The sequence below is a fragment of the Mycobacterium sp. SMC-21 genome (assembly GCF_045310825.1).
In the GTDB taxonomy this organism is placed as follows: Bacteria; Actinomycetota; Actinomycetes; order Mycobacteriales; family Mycobacteriaceae; genus Mycobacterium.
In genome coordinates this window covers 167,263-181,438 of sequence record NZ_JBJIAO010000003.1, presented here as the reverse complement: position 1 = coordinate 181,438, position 14,176 = coordinate 167,263, and the positions used below count along the sequence as shown (strand labels likewise).

Below are 14,176 nucleotides of genomic sequence, written 5' to 3'. Positions count from 1 at the left end.
CGGCTAGATGTGCGGCGCGTTCTTGATCGGGGCGTCCTGCTGACCGACGGTCTGACACCACGCCAGTGCCGACGCGCGCGTCCCCGACACCTCGAGGGACGACGGATCGGCGCCCTTGCGGTCCTTGATCATCTTGTTGACCGCTTCGTTCTGCGTCTTCTCGTCGGCGCCGACGAAGTCCTTGCACTTGGTATCGCCGCCCTGCACGGCCGGCGAGCATCCGACCAGCATCAGTCCGGCAATGACACTCGACACCACCACGCCTGCTGACCGCTTCATCAAGGTCCTCCTGTATTCGGGCCGCGAACGGCCGCTGATTGTGTCCGATCTAGTACCCCTGGGTGGCGCGGACCAAACACCGTCGGCTCTAAGGTCGAGGCGTGAACGCAGACAATCCGTTTGACCCGCAGCTCTGGCAGCCGGTGACCGAACTCGGTGAACTCACCGACATCACCTACCACCGGCACGTGCTGGACGGTAAGCCGCAGCCGACGGTCCGGATCGCCTTCGACCGGCCCGACGTGCGCAATGCCTTCCGGCCGCACACCGTCGACGAGCTCTACCGCGCCCTCGACCATGCCCGGATGAGCCCCGACGTCGGCGTCATCCTGCTCACCGGCAACGGACCGTCGTCCAAGGACGGCGGCTGGGCCTTCTGCTCCGGCGGCGATCAGCGCATCCGCGGCCGCAGCGGCTACCAGTACGCGTCCGGCGAGACCGCCGAGTCCGTCGACCCGGCCCGCGCCGGGCGGCTGCACATCCTCGAGGTGCAGCGGCTCATCCGGTTCATGCCCAAGCCCGTGATCTGCCTCGTCAACGGCTGGGCGGCCGGCGGCGGCCACAGCCTGCACGTCGTCTGCGACCTGACCCTGGCCAGCCGCGAACACGCGCGGTTCAAGCAGACCGACGCCGACGTCGGCAGCTTCGACGGCGGCTATGGCTCCGCGTACCTGGCGCGGCAGACCGGGCAGAAGTTCGCCCGCGAAATCTTCTTCCTGGGCCGCGCCTACGACGCCGAGACCATGCACAAGATGGGCGCCGTCAACGAGGTCGTGGACCACAAGGACCTGGAAACCGTTGCGCTGCAATGGGCGGCCGAGATCAACGGCAAGTCACCACAGGCCATCCGGATGCTGAAGTTCGCATTCAACCTGCTCGACGACGGCCTGGTGGGTCAGCAGATCTTCGCCGGCGAGGCCACCCGTCTGGCCTACATGACCGACGAAGCCGTCGAGGGCCGGGACGCGTTCCTGCAGAAGCGCGACCCGGACTGGAGCGAGTTCCCCCGCTACTTCTGAGGTTCGGCGGGGCCCTGGTCCGTCATCTGGACGACAGCCCGCTGTGTGCTTTCCCATGAGTGCGCTGTGTATCCGCTTAGGCGCGCGCCGATGGTGGAGACCTCGCGTCACACTTGGCACGTGGACGTCGGGACGCGAGCGCGAATCGGCCAGTGGGCGCTGGGGGCCGAGGGTTTCGCGCTGGGCGTCTTCGGCGGCACCGGCCTGGCGTGGTCCATGGCGAACCCGCATTTCGGCGCCGCCGGGGCGCCCCTGATGTGGCTGCGGGTCACGCCGCTGCACTGCGCGCTGCTGCTCGTGGTCGGCGTGGTGACCGTCTTCGCCGCGTTCGGCCGCGGCGCGGCGCGGTTCAACCGCGTCGCCGCCGTCGGCTGGTTCATCGTGACGGCGGTGTGCGTGGCGGCAACGTCGAGTCACAGCCCGGGACCTCTGGGTTTCGACTCGCGTGACACCGTCCTGTACGCGATCCTCACCGGCTACAACGTGACCCTTGCGGCGTGGTTCGCCTTCCCCCACCGGACCACGCCCGCAGGGCAGCCACCCCGCCGTTTCCACCGGCGTCACTCAGACGCGATCGGATCCCGCTGATCCCTGTTAGCCTCCCTCCGGTGAGCGAGCCGAGTTACTCCGACGCCGAACGCGCAGCCGTCTACCGCGTCATGTCCGAGCGTCGGGACATGCGGCACTTCACGCCGAATTCCACGGTGCCCGAAGAGGTTCTGCGCCGCATCCTGGAGGCCGCGCACATGGCGCCGAGTGTCGGGCTGATGCAGCCCTGGCGCTTCCTGCGCATCACCGACCCGGCCGTCCGGACGGCGATCAAGAAGCTCGTCGACGCCGAGCGCATCCAGACGGGCGAGGCCCTCGGGCCGCGCGAGGCGGAGTTCCTGGCGCTGAAGGTCGAAGGCATCGGCGACTGCGCCGAGCTGTTCGTCGTGGCCCTCGGCGACGATCGCGAGCGTCACATCTTCGGCCGCCGGACCATGCCCCACATGGACCTGGCGTCGGTGTCGTGCGCCATCCAGAACATGTGGCTGGCCGCCCGCGCGGAAGGCCTTGGGCTGGGCTGGGTTTCGCTGTTCGACCCGGCCGAGCTGGCCGCCCTCCTCGGCATGCCCGAGGGCGCCGAACCGATCGCGGTGCTGTGTGTCGGCCCGGTACCGGAGTTCCCGGACCGCCCCGAACTCGAGATCGTCGGCTGGACGACGGCGCGCCCGCTCGACGAACTCGTGTACACCAACGTCTGGCCTGTCACCGGAGCGAGCTGACGCCGCGGCCCTAAGCTCAGGGGGTGAGCAAGAGTCCCCTACGGCGCGTCTCCGAGAGCCTGCTGCTCGCCGGCATGCGACCGCCCCTGATCGAACGGTTGTCGGGCCACGGCGAGGTCGACCTGGCCGGAAAACGCATCGTGCTGACGGGAGCGTCGTCGGGCATCGGCGAGGCGGCCGCCGCCAAGTTCGCGCACCTCGGAGCGACGGTCGTCATCGTCGCCCGCCGGGCCGAACTGCTGGACAAGGTGGCCGCCCGGATCACCCACAGCGGCGGTGACGCCATCGCGCGGCCGTGCGACCTGTCCGACATGGACGCCATCGACAAGCTGGTGGCGGACGTGGAAGCCGAGCTGGGCGGCGTCGACATCCTGATCAACAACGCCGGCCGGTCCATCCGCCGGCCGCTGGCCGAGTCCCTGGACCGCTGGCACGACCTCGAACGCACCATGACGCTGAACTACTACTCGCCGCTGCGCCTGGTGCGCGGCTTCGCCCCCGGGATGCTCGAGCGCGGCGACGGGCACATCATCAACGTGTCGACGTGGGGTGTGATGAACGAGTCGTCGCCGCTGTTCTCCGTGTACAACGCCTCCAAGTCGGCACTGACCGCGGTGAGCCGGGTCATCGAAACCGAGTGGGGCGCAAGCGGAGTGCACTCCTCGACACTGTTCTATCCGCTGGTGAAGACGCCGATGATCGCGCCGACCCGCGCCTTCGACGGCATGCCCGGCCTGTCGGCCGACGAAGCCGCCGACTGGATGGTCACCGCGGCCGAGACCCGCCCGGTGCGCATCGCGCCCCGGATCGCGGTGACGTCGCACGCGCTCAACAGTTTTGTGCCCGGCCTGGTCGACCAGCTGATGAAACGCCGACGCGCGCAGTCGATCGGGTGACGCGATGGAGATCCTCGCCAGCCGCATCCTGATCCGGCCCGTCGACTACGCGAAGTCGGTGGCGTTCTACCGCGACGCCATCGGCCTGGCCATCGCCCGCGAATACGGGGCCGGCACAGTGTTTTACGCCGGGCAGTCGCTCATCGAACTCGCCGGCCACGGCCGTGACGACGACGGCCCGACGGTTCCGTTCCCGGGCGCGCTGTGGCTACAGGTGCGCGACGTCTACCAGACCCAGGCCGAGCTCGAGGCCCGTGGGGTGGCGATTTCCCGTGCCGCGCGGCAGGAACCGTGGGGCCTGCACGAACTGCACGTCACCGATCCTGATCAGGTCACCTTGATCTTCGTCCAGGTGCCCGACACCCACCCACTACGACGCGACACCCGGAGTTAGCACTCCGGGTGTCGCGGGTGGTGAGTTCTGCGGCGCGTCAGCGAGCCGGCGTCGCCAGCGGCCAGCCGACCGAGGCCAGTCGCGCCGACACCTGGTGGATGTCGTCGGGGCTGGGCTCCTGGTTGGTGACGGCAGCGATGGCGGCGTGAATCTCGGCCTCGGTGACGGGGCTCTCGCCGTCGTTGGTGCGCAGGATGGACCGCGCCGCCTCGACGACCTCGTCCTCCGTGAGCGAACGCTTCAGCAGCGCCAGCACCGGGTAGTAGTCCTTCGGCGGCACACCGTCGGGGTATCCCGCCCGCAGCCACTTCAGGACATTTTCGAACAATCCATTGGATTCAGTCATTGTCCGTCAGCTCACTTCTTCAGAAAGGGGAACAGGTCGACGCCGGTGTGGTGGATGATCGTGGACCGGGTGATCCACAGGATCGCGAGCAGGACGACGGCTCCGACCAGCACGAACAGCGCCAGACCCAGGTACTTGAGGATCGGGTTGGGGGCCGTGACCGTCCCATCGGAGTGCTCGCCGCCGGCCCCGTTGGAGTAGGCGACGAGGCCACCCGCGAACACCGCGGGGAGTCCGGCACCGAGGATCAAACCCACGACGAGGACCTTGAGGATGGCTTCCACGTAATGCATCAGTGATTCCTTCTGGTTCGGTTCGCGGGGAATCAGACGCCGGCGGATTCGGGCGACTTGGCGGCAGCCTCACGGACGTCGGCGGGCACCACGGAGTTGGTGGACGCGTCCCATTCAGCGTTGACGTTGTTGTGGTCGACCTTCTGCTGCTGCGCACGCCAGTACATGAAGCCCGACAGCGCGACCAGGATGACGAAGATCGTGCCGTCGCCGACCAGCGCGGAACCGGTGGCGGACTTCAGGCCGTAGGACAGCCAGTACGACAGGGCACCGACCAGCGCCGCGGCCGGCAGCGTGATCAGCCAGGCCATGGCCATGCGTCCGGCGACGGCCCAGCGGACCGAAGCGCCGGGCTTGCCGACGCCACTGCCCAGGATCGAGCCCGTGGCGACGTGAGTGGTCGAGAGCGCCATGCCGGCGGCGCTGGAGCTCAGGATGATCGCGGCCGAGGACGCCTCGGCGGCCAGGCCCTGCGGGGACTCGATCTCGACGAGGCCCTTGCCCAGGGTGCGGATGACGCGCCAGCCGCCGATGTAGGTGCCCAGGCCGATGGCCAGGGCGCACGAGGCGATGATCCAGAACGGCAGGCCGTCCTTCTTCACGTCGCCGGTCAGGTGGCCGGTGGTGATGAGGGCCAGGGCGATGACGCCCATGGTCTTCTGCGCGTCGTTGGTGCCGTGGGACAGCGCGACCAGCGATGCGGTGGCGATCTGGCCCCAGCGGAAGCCTTCCTCACGGCGCTTCTTGATGACGTTGCGCGTGATCCGGTACACCAGCCAGGTGCCCACGGCGGCCACGAGGCCCGCGATGAACGGGGCCGCGACGGCCGGGATCAGCACCTTCTGGATGACACCGCTCCAGTTGATGCCCGCGGTGCCGAGCGCGGCCAGGCCGGCACCGATCAGTCCGCCGAAGAGCGCGTGCGACGAGCTGGAAGGGATGCCGAACAGCCAGGTGAGGAGGTTCCACAGGATGCCGCCGATGAGGCCGGCGAAGATGATGGTGAGTCCGGTCGACGCGTCGATGGACTTCAGTAGGTGCCCGGACTTACTGTCCTGAATCTTCAGCACCGAAGTGGTGACGGTGACGGCGACCTCGACTGACAGGAACGCGCCGACCAAGTTCAGGACGCCGGCCAGCAGCACGGCGGTCTTGGGCTTCAGCGCGCCTGTGGCGATCGAGGTCGCCATGGCATTACCGGTATCGTGAAATCCATTCGTGAAGTCAAATGCCAGTGCTGTTGCGATCAACAGCACCAGGATGACCAACTCTGCGCTCATGGCGCTCATTCTGGTGTAACGGCGCCGTTTTTGACCAGTTACAGAAGTCCTCAATCCGGACCGCGACCTGGGTGTTTGCCCGACCCGAAGAGGTGTTCATGGAGTGTTCACCTGTTAGCTTCGTCTAATTAGTCTGGCAAAGTGCTGTCGGCGATGCCGAGGGTTACGGTGGCGATATGCCCACGTCACAGGCTGGGCATAGGATTCGGTGCGCAATTTCGGGGCACACAGCGCACAGCTGGGCCGCCCCTCCCCGAGATCAGGAGGTGACGCCATGAACTCGTTTCTCACCAAGATCGTGGCGTGGCTGCAAGCCGGGTATCCCGACGGCATCCCCGCCACCGACCGGGTGCCGCTGTTGGCGCTGCTGTCCCGGCGCCTGACCAACGACGAGGTCAAGTCCGTCGCCCGCGGGCTGATGAATCGTGGTGAATTCGATGACATCGACATCGGCGTACTCATCACGCGGATCACCGACGAACTCCCCCGCGCCGAGGATGTGGAGCGGGTGCGGGCGCGGCTGGCCGCCAAGGGCTGGCCGCTCGACGATCCCCGCGACCCGATCGACGGCGAGCCCGGCGACGGAGGCGTGGCATAGCTGTTCTGCATCCGGTCGCCGTCGGATCCGGCGGCGCGGCCCTCGCCCTGATCCCGACGTTGGCGCAGGCCCTGGACGGCCGCGGCGCACTCCTGCCGGTGCCGGCCGACGATGACCGCCAGGCCGCGCTGCTGACGGAGACGCTGCGCGCCGGCGAAGCCGTCGACGACGACGTGGCCCTGGTGGTCTCGACGTCGGGTTCCACCGGAATCCCCAAGGGCGCCTTGCTTTCCGCCGCGGCATTGCACGCCAGCGCCGACGCCACGCATGACCGGCTCGGCGGGCCCGGCCGGTGGCTGCTGGCACTGCCCGCCTACCACGTCGCCGGAGTGCAGGTTCTGGTGCGGAGCCTGCGGGCCGGCACCACGCCCGTCGCGCTGGACCCGGGTTTCGACGTCAGTGAACTGCCTTCTGCGGTAAGGGCTTTGGGTTCGGGACGGCGCTACACGTCACTGGTCTCGGTGCAGCTGGCCAAGATCCTGGCCGATCCCGCCGCGACCGCGGCGCTCGCCGAACTGGACGCCGTCCTGATCGGCGGCGGCCCCATGCCGCCGGGACTCGGCGAAAAGGCCGCGGCCGCAGGCATTTCCGTGGTCCGCACCTACGGGATGAGCGAGACCTGCGGCGGCTGCGTCTACGACGGACGACCGCTGAGCGGCGTCCGGCTGCGCATCGACGACACCGGCCGAATTTCGTTGGGCGGCCCCACGCTGGCGTCGGGTTACCGAAATCCCGTCGACCCGTCGCCGTTCGTGGCGGGCTGGTTCGTCACCGATGACATTGGCGCCGTGGATGATTCGGGCGTGCTGCGGGTACTGGGCCGCATCGACGACGCCATCGCCACCGGCGGTCTCAAGGTGCTGCCCGCGCTCGTCGAGTCGGCCCTGGCGGGCCATCCGGCCATCGCCGAATGCGCCGTGTTCGGCGTGCCCGACGAACGGCTGGGCCAACGGGTGGCCGTGGCCGTCGTGCTTCACCCGGGCGCGGCCACACCCACCGTGGCTGACCTGCGGGAATACGTCAGCGCCACACTGGCCGCCACCGCCGCCCCACGTGAGGTGCACGTGGTCGCCGAACTCCCCCGCCGCGGGATCGGCAAGCTCGACCGGCGGGCCCTGACGCTGCAGTACCAGAAAAACGCCTGATCGGCCCGTGATGCCGGTCACAGCACCGGCGCTTGATTCGGTGACGGGCCCGGCTCTCTGGGACCCTGGAACGCGGACCGGAAGAGTTGGAGTTTCCATGCCTGCCCACAGACAGCCTGACAACCATCCTGCGGTGACCGCCCTGACCTGGTCGGGAGGCATGCTGGCCTGGGCCGTGGCCGCCGCCGTCGCCACCCCGTCCACCGGTCTGCCACTGGCCGTCGTGCTGCCCGTGACCCTGATTTTCGGTGCGCTGGTGGTCGTGGCCATCCGCAGCACCGTCGCCAGCGCCCGCGGCACCGCCGGCCGGGCGGCCCTGGCCGTCGCGATCGGCCTGCTGGTCGGTGAACTGGCCGCGATGACGCTGTTCAGCAATGCCATCACCCAGCGTCTGGACGCCGAGGCCGCGGCCCGCGCCGCGACCACGCCGGCCGTGGCCACCGCGCAGGGCCAGTTGGATGCGCTGCGCGCGAGCCGCGGTGCGCTCGACGCCGCCGTCGACTCCGCCCGGCAGCGTCGTGACGATGCTCAGGTCGTGGCCCGCTGCGAATACCACCCGACGCCGTCGTGCGCCCAGCAGCCCGTCACCGGTGTGCCCGGTGACGGCCAGATCACCCAGAACACGCAGGACATCCTCGAGCACGATCAGCGCGAGCTCGATGCCGCACTGGCGGCCCGGGGCGAGCAGGCCCCGACCCTCGACGCGCGGATCGCCGGTGCCGAGCACGCGGTCACGGCCGCGCGCGACGCGGCCGGCGCCGGCGCGGACCGTGGTTTCGGCGCGCGCTGGGTCGCGATGAACGGCTACACCATCGACACGCCCGCCGCGCTGGTGGCGCGCATCGCCGTGGTCGGCGTCTGCGTCCTGCTGTACCTGCTGCCGATGCTGCTGCACGCCCGGCAGGACCGCACCCTGCGCGAGCGCCACGACGAGTCCCGGCTCCGGGCCGAGCTGCGTGCCGAGACCGCCATCGCGGTCAAGCAGGCCGAGGTGCGGGCCGAAGCCGAGATTCTGAAGGCCGAACACCAGCTGGCCGCCATGAAGCTCGCGCTCGAGACCGACGCCGAGATCAACCGCGAATATCACCGCCAGCGCGTCGCCGAAGCCCTCACCGGCGAGCCGGCGCAGCCCGCGCTCGCGGCCCCCACCGCCGAGGTGCTGCGGCCCGATTCGCCGCCGCAGCCCATGTACTCCGACTGGGACGAACTCATGGCGTTCCCGGACCCGCAGCGGCGTTCGTTGAGCGCCGCACCAGCGCCGGAGCCCGAACCGGCCGACGCACCGGCCGAACCGACCGCCACGGCCGAACTCGTCCCGATCGGCGACCAGCCGGCCGAGAACCTGCCGGTGCAGGCGACCAGCCAGCCCGCGGGCGGCCTGACACTGCCGCAATTGCCCGACCTCACCAAAGTTGCGGCTCGCCTGCTGCGTCCGCTGGTGGCGCCCGTCGCGCCCGTGGTGGACCGCGTCATCGACACGTCGGTGCAGCAGCTGCGCTCGGCGCAGAAGGTCATCGAGGAGTTCGAGGAGATCACGTTCACGCTGCGCCGGACGTCGCGGACGACGGTGACCGAGAACGAGCACGAGCAGTCGTCGGGCCCGCGCGCCGCGGACCACGGCCAGGCGCTCGGCGCGGGCCAGGGCATCCACCCGCGCGTCGAACCCCAGTGGGCCGCACCGCAGATGAACGCGACGTTCGCACCGACGACGCCGCTGCGGGGCGCCGACCCGTACACCGCACTCGACGGCACCGACACCACGATCATCGACGCCGCCGACGAACGCCGTCAGCTCAAGGAAGGCCGCCGCGCCATCGAGCCGTAACCCGGGGATTTGTGCACGATTTTCGGCGCGAGGCGCGGAAAATCGTGCACAAATCCCTAGGGCAGCGAGCGGTTCAGGCGCTCGGTGGCGGCCAGGTAGTCCTCGATGAACTCGCGGACGACCTCGCGGGCGGGCTTGACCTTGTTCATCAGGCCGACGCCCTGGCCGACGAAGTAGGTCGCCAACTGCTGGGCGCCCTGATGTCCCTGGGCGGCCAGGCGGTCGATGCGCCGGATCACCGGCTCGCTCAGCATGTTCTGCAGCGGCAGCGGAAGTGGCTTGCGGCCACCGTCGTTCGGCGCCCAGGCATCCGTCCAGTCCGAAACCAGTTGGCGTGCGGGCTTTCCGGTGCGCCCCGCCGACCGCACGGTGTCGCGTGACGTGGCGGCCAGCATCTTCTGCTTGGTGGCCGGCGCGGTCTCGGCCTCCTCGGTGGTCAGCCACACCGAACCGGTCCAGGCCCCGGCGGCGCCCAGCGCGACCGCCGCGGCCATCTGCCGGCCGGTGACGATGCCGCCCGCCGCCAGCACGGGGACCGAATCATCAATCGCCTCAATCACTTCCGGCACCACGACGAGTGTGGACACCTCGCCACAGTGTCCGCCGGCCTCGGTGCCCTGCGCGACGATGATGTCGACGCCAGCCGCGACCTGCTTGACGGCGTGCTCCTTGGCGCCGACCAGCGCGGCCACCGGAATCCCCCGCTCGCGGCCCGCCTCGATCATGTAATCCGGCGGCACCCCAAGCGCATTGGCGATCAGCTTGATGGGGTGGCTCAACGCCACGTCGAGCAAGTCGTGCCCGGTGTTGCCGGACAACACCGACCCGCCGGTACGGACTCGTTCCTCCGGCTCGATGCCATGGTCGATGAGCAGCTGGCTGACGAATTCCCGGTATTCCGAAGGGATTCGGTCTGCCAACTGGCCGTCGGAGAGGTTCTCGCCCTTGCCCTCGAATTTCGCCGGCACGATGATGTCCGCGCCGTAGGGCCGGCCGCCGACGTGATCATCGATCCAGGCGAGTTCCCGGTCGAGCTGCTCGGGGGTGTACGCCGTCGCGCCCAGCACGCCGAAGCCGCCAGCGTTGGTGACGGCGGCGACCACGTCACGGCAATGGCTGAAGGCGAAGAGCGGGAAGTCGATGCCGAGCTGTTCGCAGATGCGGGAAGTCACTCCGTCAGTTTTGCCACCCCGACTTGACGGGTGTCAAGAGCCGCCCCGGTCAGGGCAGTTCAAACGGCAGCTTCACCCCGGTGTGGGCCAGGCAGTGGGTACACGTTCGTTCGGCCGGGACGGTCGCCAGGGCCTGCTGCACCAGCGCCTTGAACATCGGGGTGTTGCGCTCGAACTCCGCGAAGACGTCGACGGTGGTGACACCGGCGCCGGCCTCGATGCCCGCGTCCAGGTCGGTCACCAAAGCGATTGCCGCATAACACATCTCGAGTTCACGGGCCAGCACGGCCTCGGGGTAGCCGGTCATGTTCACCAACGTGAACCCCTGGGCCGCGAACCACTGGCTCTCGGCGCGGGTGGAAAACCGGGGCCCCTGGATGACCACCATGGTGCCGCCGTCGATGACGCCCGGCTGCTCGGCGGCCACGGCGCGCAGCGTCGGACAGTACGGATCGGCGAAGCCGACGTGGATGCCGCCGGCGTCGAAGTACGTGTCCTCGCGGCTGCGGGTGCGGTCCACCAGCTGGTCGGGCACGACCACGGCGCCGGGGCCGAGGTCCGCGGTCAGGCTGCCGACGGCGCACGGGGCGAAAATCCGCCGCACCCCGAGCTTGCGCAGCGCCCACATGTTGGCGCGGTACGGCACCGTGTGCGGCGAGTACTCATGCTTGAGCCCGTGCCGTGGCAGGAACGCCACCTCGTGCCCGCCGACGGCCCCGATGGTGACCGGCGCGCTCGGCGTGCCGTAGGGCGTGTCGACGGTGACGGTGCGCGCGTCGTCCCCGAAGAACGTGTAGAAACCGCTACCGCCGATGACTCCCAGCATCCGTTATTCGGCGTCGGTCTTGGGGGTATCCACGGTCTCCGGCGTCACGGCCGTGACGGGCGTCGGCGCGGGCGCCGCCACGTCGTCGTCCTCGATATCCTCGGCCTCGTCCTGTTCCAGCTGCGCGCGGGCCCGCCGGGCGCCGTCGCGGATCTCGAATGCGTCGGTGGCCAGGGCGCCGATGGAGCTCGCCACGTCCTTGACGGCGGTGACGACGATGTTCATGACCTCGCCGACGGTGCCTGCGACGGCTTCGACGGATTCCTGCACGACATCTTTGCGAATCTCGTTCTTGCTGAGCCGATCCTTCATGCCGATAAGTGTAGGGGCGTGGGACGATTGCGCGCGTGGCCAGTCTTTCGCAGTGGATAGAGGGCGCCCGACCGCGGACCCTCCCGAATGCCGTCGCTCCCGTGCTGGCAGGTACCGGTGCCGCCGCCTGGGTCGGCGGTGAGGTGTGGTGGAAAGCGGCTCTGGCCCTTGTGGTTTCGATTTCGCTGATCATCGGGGTCAACTACGCCAACGACTACTCCGACGGCATCCGCGGCACCGATGACGACCGGTCCGGGCCGGTCCGCCTGGTCGGGGCCAGGTTGGCCTCCCCGCAGGCGGTGCTGGCGGCGGCCGTGATCAGCCTCTCCATCGGCGCCGGGGCCGGCCTGGCGCTGGCCCTGGTCAGTCAGCCGTGGCTGATCGCCGTCGGCGCGGCGTGCATCGCCGGCGCCTGGCTGTACACCGGCGGCACCAACCCGTACGGCTATCGCGGGCTCGGCGAGGTCGCGGTGTTCGTGTTCTTCGGGCTGGTCGCCGTGCTCGGCACGCAGTACACGCAGGCGCTGCGGGTCGACTGGGTGGGACTCGTGCTCGCCATCGCGGTCGGGTCCTTGTCGTCGGCGGTGTTGGTGGCCAACAACCTTCGCGACATTCCCACCGATCAGGTGTCGGGCAAGATCACGCTCGCGGTGCGGCTCGGCGACGCCCGCACCCGCCAGCTGTTCCAGGTGCTGACGCTGCTGCCGTTCGTGCTGACCGCGGTCCTGACGCTCGCGACCCCGTGGTGCCTGGTCGGCTTCGCGGCGGCACCGCTGGCGGTCCGCGCGGCCAAGCCGGTGCGCTCAGGTCTCGGCGGTCGCGAGCTGATCCCCGTGCTCAAGGACACCGGGCTGACGATGCTGGTGTGGGCCGCCCTGATCACCGCGGTGCTGGTGGCGGTCAAGCCCTAGCCCGAGCGGCGTCAGTCGCCGGCGGAATCCTCGCCGTGCAACCGGGCCTGCAGCTGCTCGCGCTCGGCGCGGCGACGCTCGTCGACGGCGGCGATCCCGGCGGTGGCCCGGCGGCGCAGCGGAGCGAACAGCCAGATGCCCAGCGGCATGCCGAGAACCAGCGCGAACAGCAGCGCCACCATGGCCGGGAAATCACGGATACCCAGCAACGCGACGACGCCGAAGATGGCACCGGCAATCACCGCTACCAGCAGCAGACGGGCGAGCGCGTAGAGAAAGACGTCGAGCAGCAAACGTGGCATGGACGGGGTGGCGGGCGCATCAGACACCGCACGAGTTTACCGACGGACGCGTATATTCGAATAAAGGAGGTTTTACGTGCAGTTCCTGCTCCTGATCACGCTGCTGGCGCTGTTGGCCTACGTGGGCTGGCGCGCCACTCGCGCCACGGCCGCGCGGCCGACCACGCGCGTCATCGGCCCGGATGACGATCCGGAATTCCTGCGCCGGCTCGGTTCGTAGCGACTCTCTACAGCGACAGCGGAAATCCGTCGGCGACGGCCACGGCCAATTCCAGCAACGCATCCCTGGTGTCCGGCCGAAGCCGGTCCAGACTGACCTCGGCACCCTCCTCCAGGTGCGGGTCGAACGGCACCACCTGCACCGCCCGGCACCGGCGGCCGAAGTGGTCGACCACCTTGCGCAGATCGACCTTGCCGGACCGCGGACGCACGGCGTTTACCACCGCGACGGCGTTGCGCACCAGTTCCTGATGACCGTGGGCGTCGAGCCAGTCGAGCGTCGCCGCGGCACTGCGGGCGCCGTCGACCGAGCCTGAGCTGATCACGACGAGCACGTCGGCGTGCGCGAGCACCGCACCCATGGCCGAATGCAGCATGCCGGTGCCACAGTCCGTCAGCACCAGCCGGTAGTACGGCTCCAGTACCGCCAGCGTGCGGGCGTAATCCTCGGAGCTGAACGCCTCCGACACCGCCGGGTCGCTCTCCGAGGCCAGCACCTCGAGCTGGCTCTCACCGCGCGAGGTGTAGTTGCGGACATCGCTGTAGCTGGAGATGCCCTCGGCATCGCGCAGAAGATGACGGACCGTCGCCGGCGTCTCCAGCGGCACCTTCTGACTGAGGGTGCCGCGGTCCGGGTTGGCATCCACCGCGATGACGCGGTCGCCGCGGATCGACGCGAACGTCGCCCCCAGCGTCGCGGTGATGGTCGTCTTCCCGACGCCGCCCTTGAGGGACAGCACCGCGATCCGGTAGCAGTCCCGCAGCGGTCGGTTGATCTGTGCGGTCAACCGGTTGCGGTGCAGGGTCTTGGGGCTGTCGCCGGGATTGAGCAGGGTTCCGGTCGCGTAGTACAGCGCCTTGCGCCAGCCGGTCGACGGTGCGCGGCTCGGGCGGCTCAGCAGCGCGACCGTGGCGGGGTCCAGGCTCCGCGGCTTCGCGGGTGTCGGCGCCAGGACAGGTGTCACCGCATGTGCGATGACGATGCGGGCCTCCGGCGCCGCGGTGGGCGTGGCGGCAGCGACGGGATCGGCCGGGTCCTTGAACCGGCCCTGGGCGCGGAATGAAGGCACGATCAGCCCCGACATCTGATG

19 protein-coding genes are annotated in these 14,176 nt (G+C 69.4%); 10 read left to right on the top strand and 9 right to left on the bottom strand.

The features are described from left to right. Positions 1–3: 3 nt before the first annotated feature. Positions 4–279 carry a hypothetical protein gene (locus tag ACJH6H_RS04650; protein ID WP_029105169.1) on the bottom strand — a complete coding sequence of 92 codons (276 nt, stop codon included), beginning with the start codon at positions 277–279 and terminating at the stop codon, positions 4–6. 101 nt (positions 280–380) lie between these two features. Between ACJH6H_RS04650 and ACJH6H_RS04645 the strand changes: the two genes are divergently transcribed. The 5 genes from ACJH6H_RS04645 (at position 381) to ACJH6H_RS04625 (ending at position 3,856) form a co-directional block, all read left to right on the top strand. After that, complete coding sequence (locus ACJH6H_RS04645) at positions 381–1,298, top strand: 1,4-dihydroxy-2-naphthoyl-CoA synthase (RefSeq protein WP_346417147.1); 918 nt, start codon at positions 381–383, stop codon at positions 1,296–1,298. A gap of 120 nt (positions 1,299–1,418) precedes the next feature. Then, positions 1,419–1,886 carry a DUF4383 domain-containing protein gene (locus tag ACJH6H_RS04640; RefSeq protein ID WP_346417148.1) on the top strand — a complete coding sequence of 156 codons (468 nt, stop codon included), beginning with the start codon at positions 1,419–1,421 and terminating at the stop codon, positions 1,884–1,886. A 20-nt stretch (positions 1,887–1,906) separates the two neighbouring features. Continuing rightward, a complete protein-coding gene (gene bluB, locus ACJH6H_RS04635; protein ID WP_212807026.1) occupies positions 1,907–2,566 on the top strand; it encodes a 5,6-dimethylbenzimidazole synthase in 660 nt (219 codons plus the stop codon). A gap of 23 nt (positions 2,567–2,589) precedes the next feature. Next, positions 2,590–3,462: an SDR family oxidoreductase gene (locus tag ACJH6H_RS04630; RefSeq protein ID WP_406774341.1), complete on the top strand. Its 873-nt coding sequence runs from the start codon at positions 2,590–2,592 to the stop codon at positions 3,460–3,462. A 4-nt stretch (positions 3,463–3,466) separates the two neighbouring features. Next, positions 3,467–3,856 carry a VOC family protein gene (locus tag ACJH6H_RS04625; RefSeq protein ID WP_212807028.1) on the top strand — a complete coding sequence of 130 codons (390 nt, stop codon included), beginning with the start codon at positions 3,467–3,469 and terminating at the stop codon, positions 3,854–3,856. A gap of 37 nt (positions 3,857–3,893) precedes the next feature. On the opposite strand, the gene ACJH6H_RS04620 is transcribed toward ACJH6H_RS04625, so the two are convergent. The 3 genes from ACJH6H_RS04620 to ACJH6H_RS04610 are packed head-to-tail and all read right to left on the bottom strand — an operon-like array spanning position 3,894 to position 5,775. Next, the gene (locus ACJH6H_RS04620) at positions 3,894–4,202 is read right to left on the bottom strand and encodes a DUF3349 domain-containing protein (RefSeq protein ID WP_061004071.1); all 309 of its coding nucleotides are present in this window, start codon (positions 4,200–4,202) and stop codon (positions 3,894–3,896) included. An 11-nt stretch (positions 4,203–4,213) separates the two neighbouring features. Further along, positions 4,214–4,495 carry a hypothetical protein gene (locus ACJH6H_RS04615; protein ID WP_406774340.1) on the bottom strand — a complete coding sequence of 94 codons (282 nt, stop codon included), beginning with the start codon at positions 4,493–4,495 and terminating at the stop codon, positions 4,214–4,216. A gap of 32 nt (positions 4,496–4,527) precedes the next feature. After that, positions 4,528–5,775 carry an inorganic phosphate transporter gene (locus ACJH6H_RS04610; RefSeq protein WP_212807030.1) on the bottom strand — a complete coding sequence of 416 codons (1,248 nt, stop codon included), beginning with the start codon at positions 5,773–5,775 and terminating at the stop codon, positions 4,528–4,530. Between the two features lie 274 nt (positions 5,776–6,049). Between ACJH6H_RS04610 and ACJH6H_RS04605 the strand changes: the two genes are divergently transcribed. From ACJH6H_RS04605 to ACJH6H_RS04595, 3 genes are all read left to right on the top strand, one after another. Then, a complete protein-coding gene (locus ACJH6H_RS04605; RefSeq protein WP_212807031.1) occupies positions 6,050–6,373 on the top strand; it encodes a DUF3349 domain-containing protein in 324 nt (107 codons plus the stop codon). Between the two features lie 50 nt (positions 6,374–6,423). Then, complete coding sequence (menE, locus tag ACJH6H_RS04600; protein WP_371824582.1) at positions 6,424–7,518, top strand: o-succinylbenzoate--CoA ligase; 1,095 nt, start codon at positions 6,424–6,426, stop codon at positions 7,516–7,518. Between the two features lie 133 nt (positions 7,519–7,651). Further along, positions 7,652–9,343 (top strand): DUF4407 domain-containing protein, encoded by a 1,692-nt coding sequence (locus ACJH6H_RS04595; protein WP_212807032.1) that lies wholly within the window; start codon positions 7,652–7,654, stop codon positions 9,341–9,343. 56 nt (positions 9,344–9,399) lie between these two features. Here the strand turns inward: ACJH6H_RS04595 and ACJH6H_RS04590 are convergent, their stop codons facing one another. The 3 genes from ACJH6H_RS04590 to ACJH6H_RS04580 are packed head-to-tail and all read right to left on the bottom strand — an operon-like array spanning position 9,400 to position 11,653. Then, positions 9,400–10,515 carry an NAD(P)H-dependent flavin oxidoreductase gene (locus ACJH6H_RS04590; RefSeq protein ID WP_406774339.1) on the bottom strand — a complete coding sequence of 372 codons (1,116 nt, stop codon included), beginning with the start codon at positions 10,513–10,515 and terminating at the stop codon, positions 9,400–9,402. Positions 10,516–10,564: 49 nt separating this feature from the next. Beyond that, the gene (locus ACJH6H_RS04585) at positions 10,565–11,341 is read right to left on the bottom strand and encodes an S-methyl-5'-thioadenosine phosphorylase (protein WP_406774338.1); all 777 of its coding nucleotides are present in this window, start codon (positions 11,339–11,341) and stop codon (positions 10,565–10,567) included. 3 nt (positions 11,342–11,344) lie between these two features. Beyond that, the gene (locus ACJH6H_RS04580) at positions 11,345–11,653 is read right to left on the bottom strand and encodes a hypothetical protein (RefSeq protein ID WP_212807035.1); all 309 of its coding nucleotides are present in this window, start codon (positions 11,651–11,653) and stop codon (positions 11,345–11,347) included. Positions 11,654–11,688: 35 nt separating this feature from the next. Between ACJH6H_RS04580 and ACJH6H_RS04575 the strand changes: the two genes are divergently transcribed. Next, positions 11,689–12,564 carry a 1,4-dihydroxy-2-naphthoate polyprenyltransferase gene (locus tag ACJH6H_RS04575; RefSeq protein ID WP_346417156.1) on the top strand — a complete coding sequence of 292 codons (876 nt, stop codon included), beginning with the start codon at positions 11,689–11,691 and terminating at the stop codon, positions 12,562–12,564. An 11-nt stretch (positions 12,565–12,575) separates the two neighbouring features. Here ACJH6H_RS04575 and ACJH6H_RS04570 read toward each other — a convergent pair whose 3' ends face one another. Then, positions 12,576–12,866 carry a DUF4229 domain-containing protein gene (locus ACJH6H_RS04570; protein WP_020101231.1) on the bottom strand — a complete coding sequence of 97 codons (291 nt, stop codon included), beginning with the start codon at positions 12,864–12,866 and terminating at the stop codon, positions 12,576–12,578. A gap of 76 nt (positions 12,867–12,942) precedes the next feature. Between ACJH6H_RS04570 and ACJH6H_RS04565 the strand changes: the two genes are divergently transcribed. After that, positions 12,943–13,086, top strand: coding sequence for a hypothetical protein (locus ACJH6H_RS04565; RefSeq protein WP_020101230.1), 144 nt, complete (start codon positions 12,943–12,945; stop codon positions 13,084–13,086). Between the two features lie 7 nt (positions 13,087–13,093). Here ACJH6H_RS04565 and ACJH6H_RS04560 read toward each other — a convergent pair whose 3' ends face one another. After that, positions 13,094–14,170 (bottom strand): AAA family ATPase, encoded by a 1,077-nt coding sequence (locus tag ACJH6H_RS04560; protein ID WP_406774337.1) that lies wholly within the window; start codon positions 14,168–14,170, stop codon positions 13,094–13,096. Between the last annotated feature and the right edge of the window lie 6 nt (positions 14,171–14,176).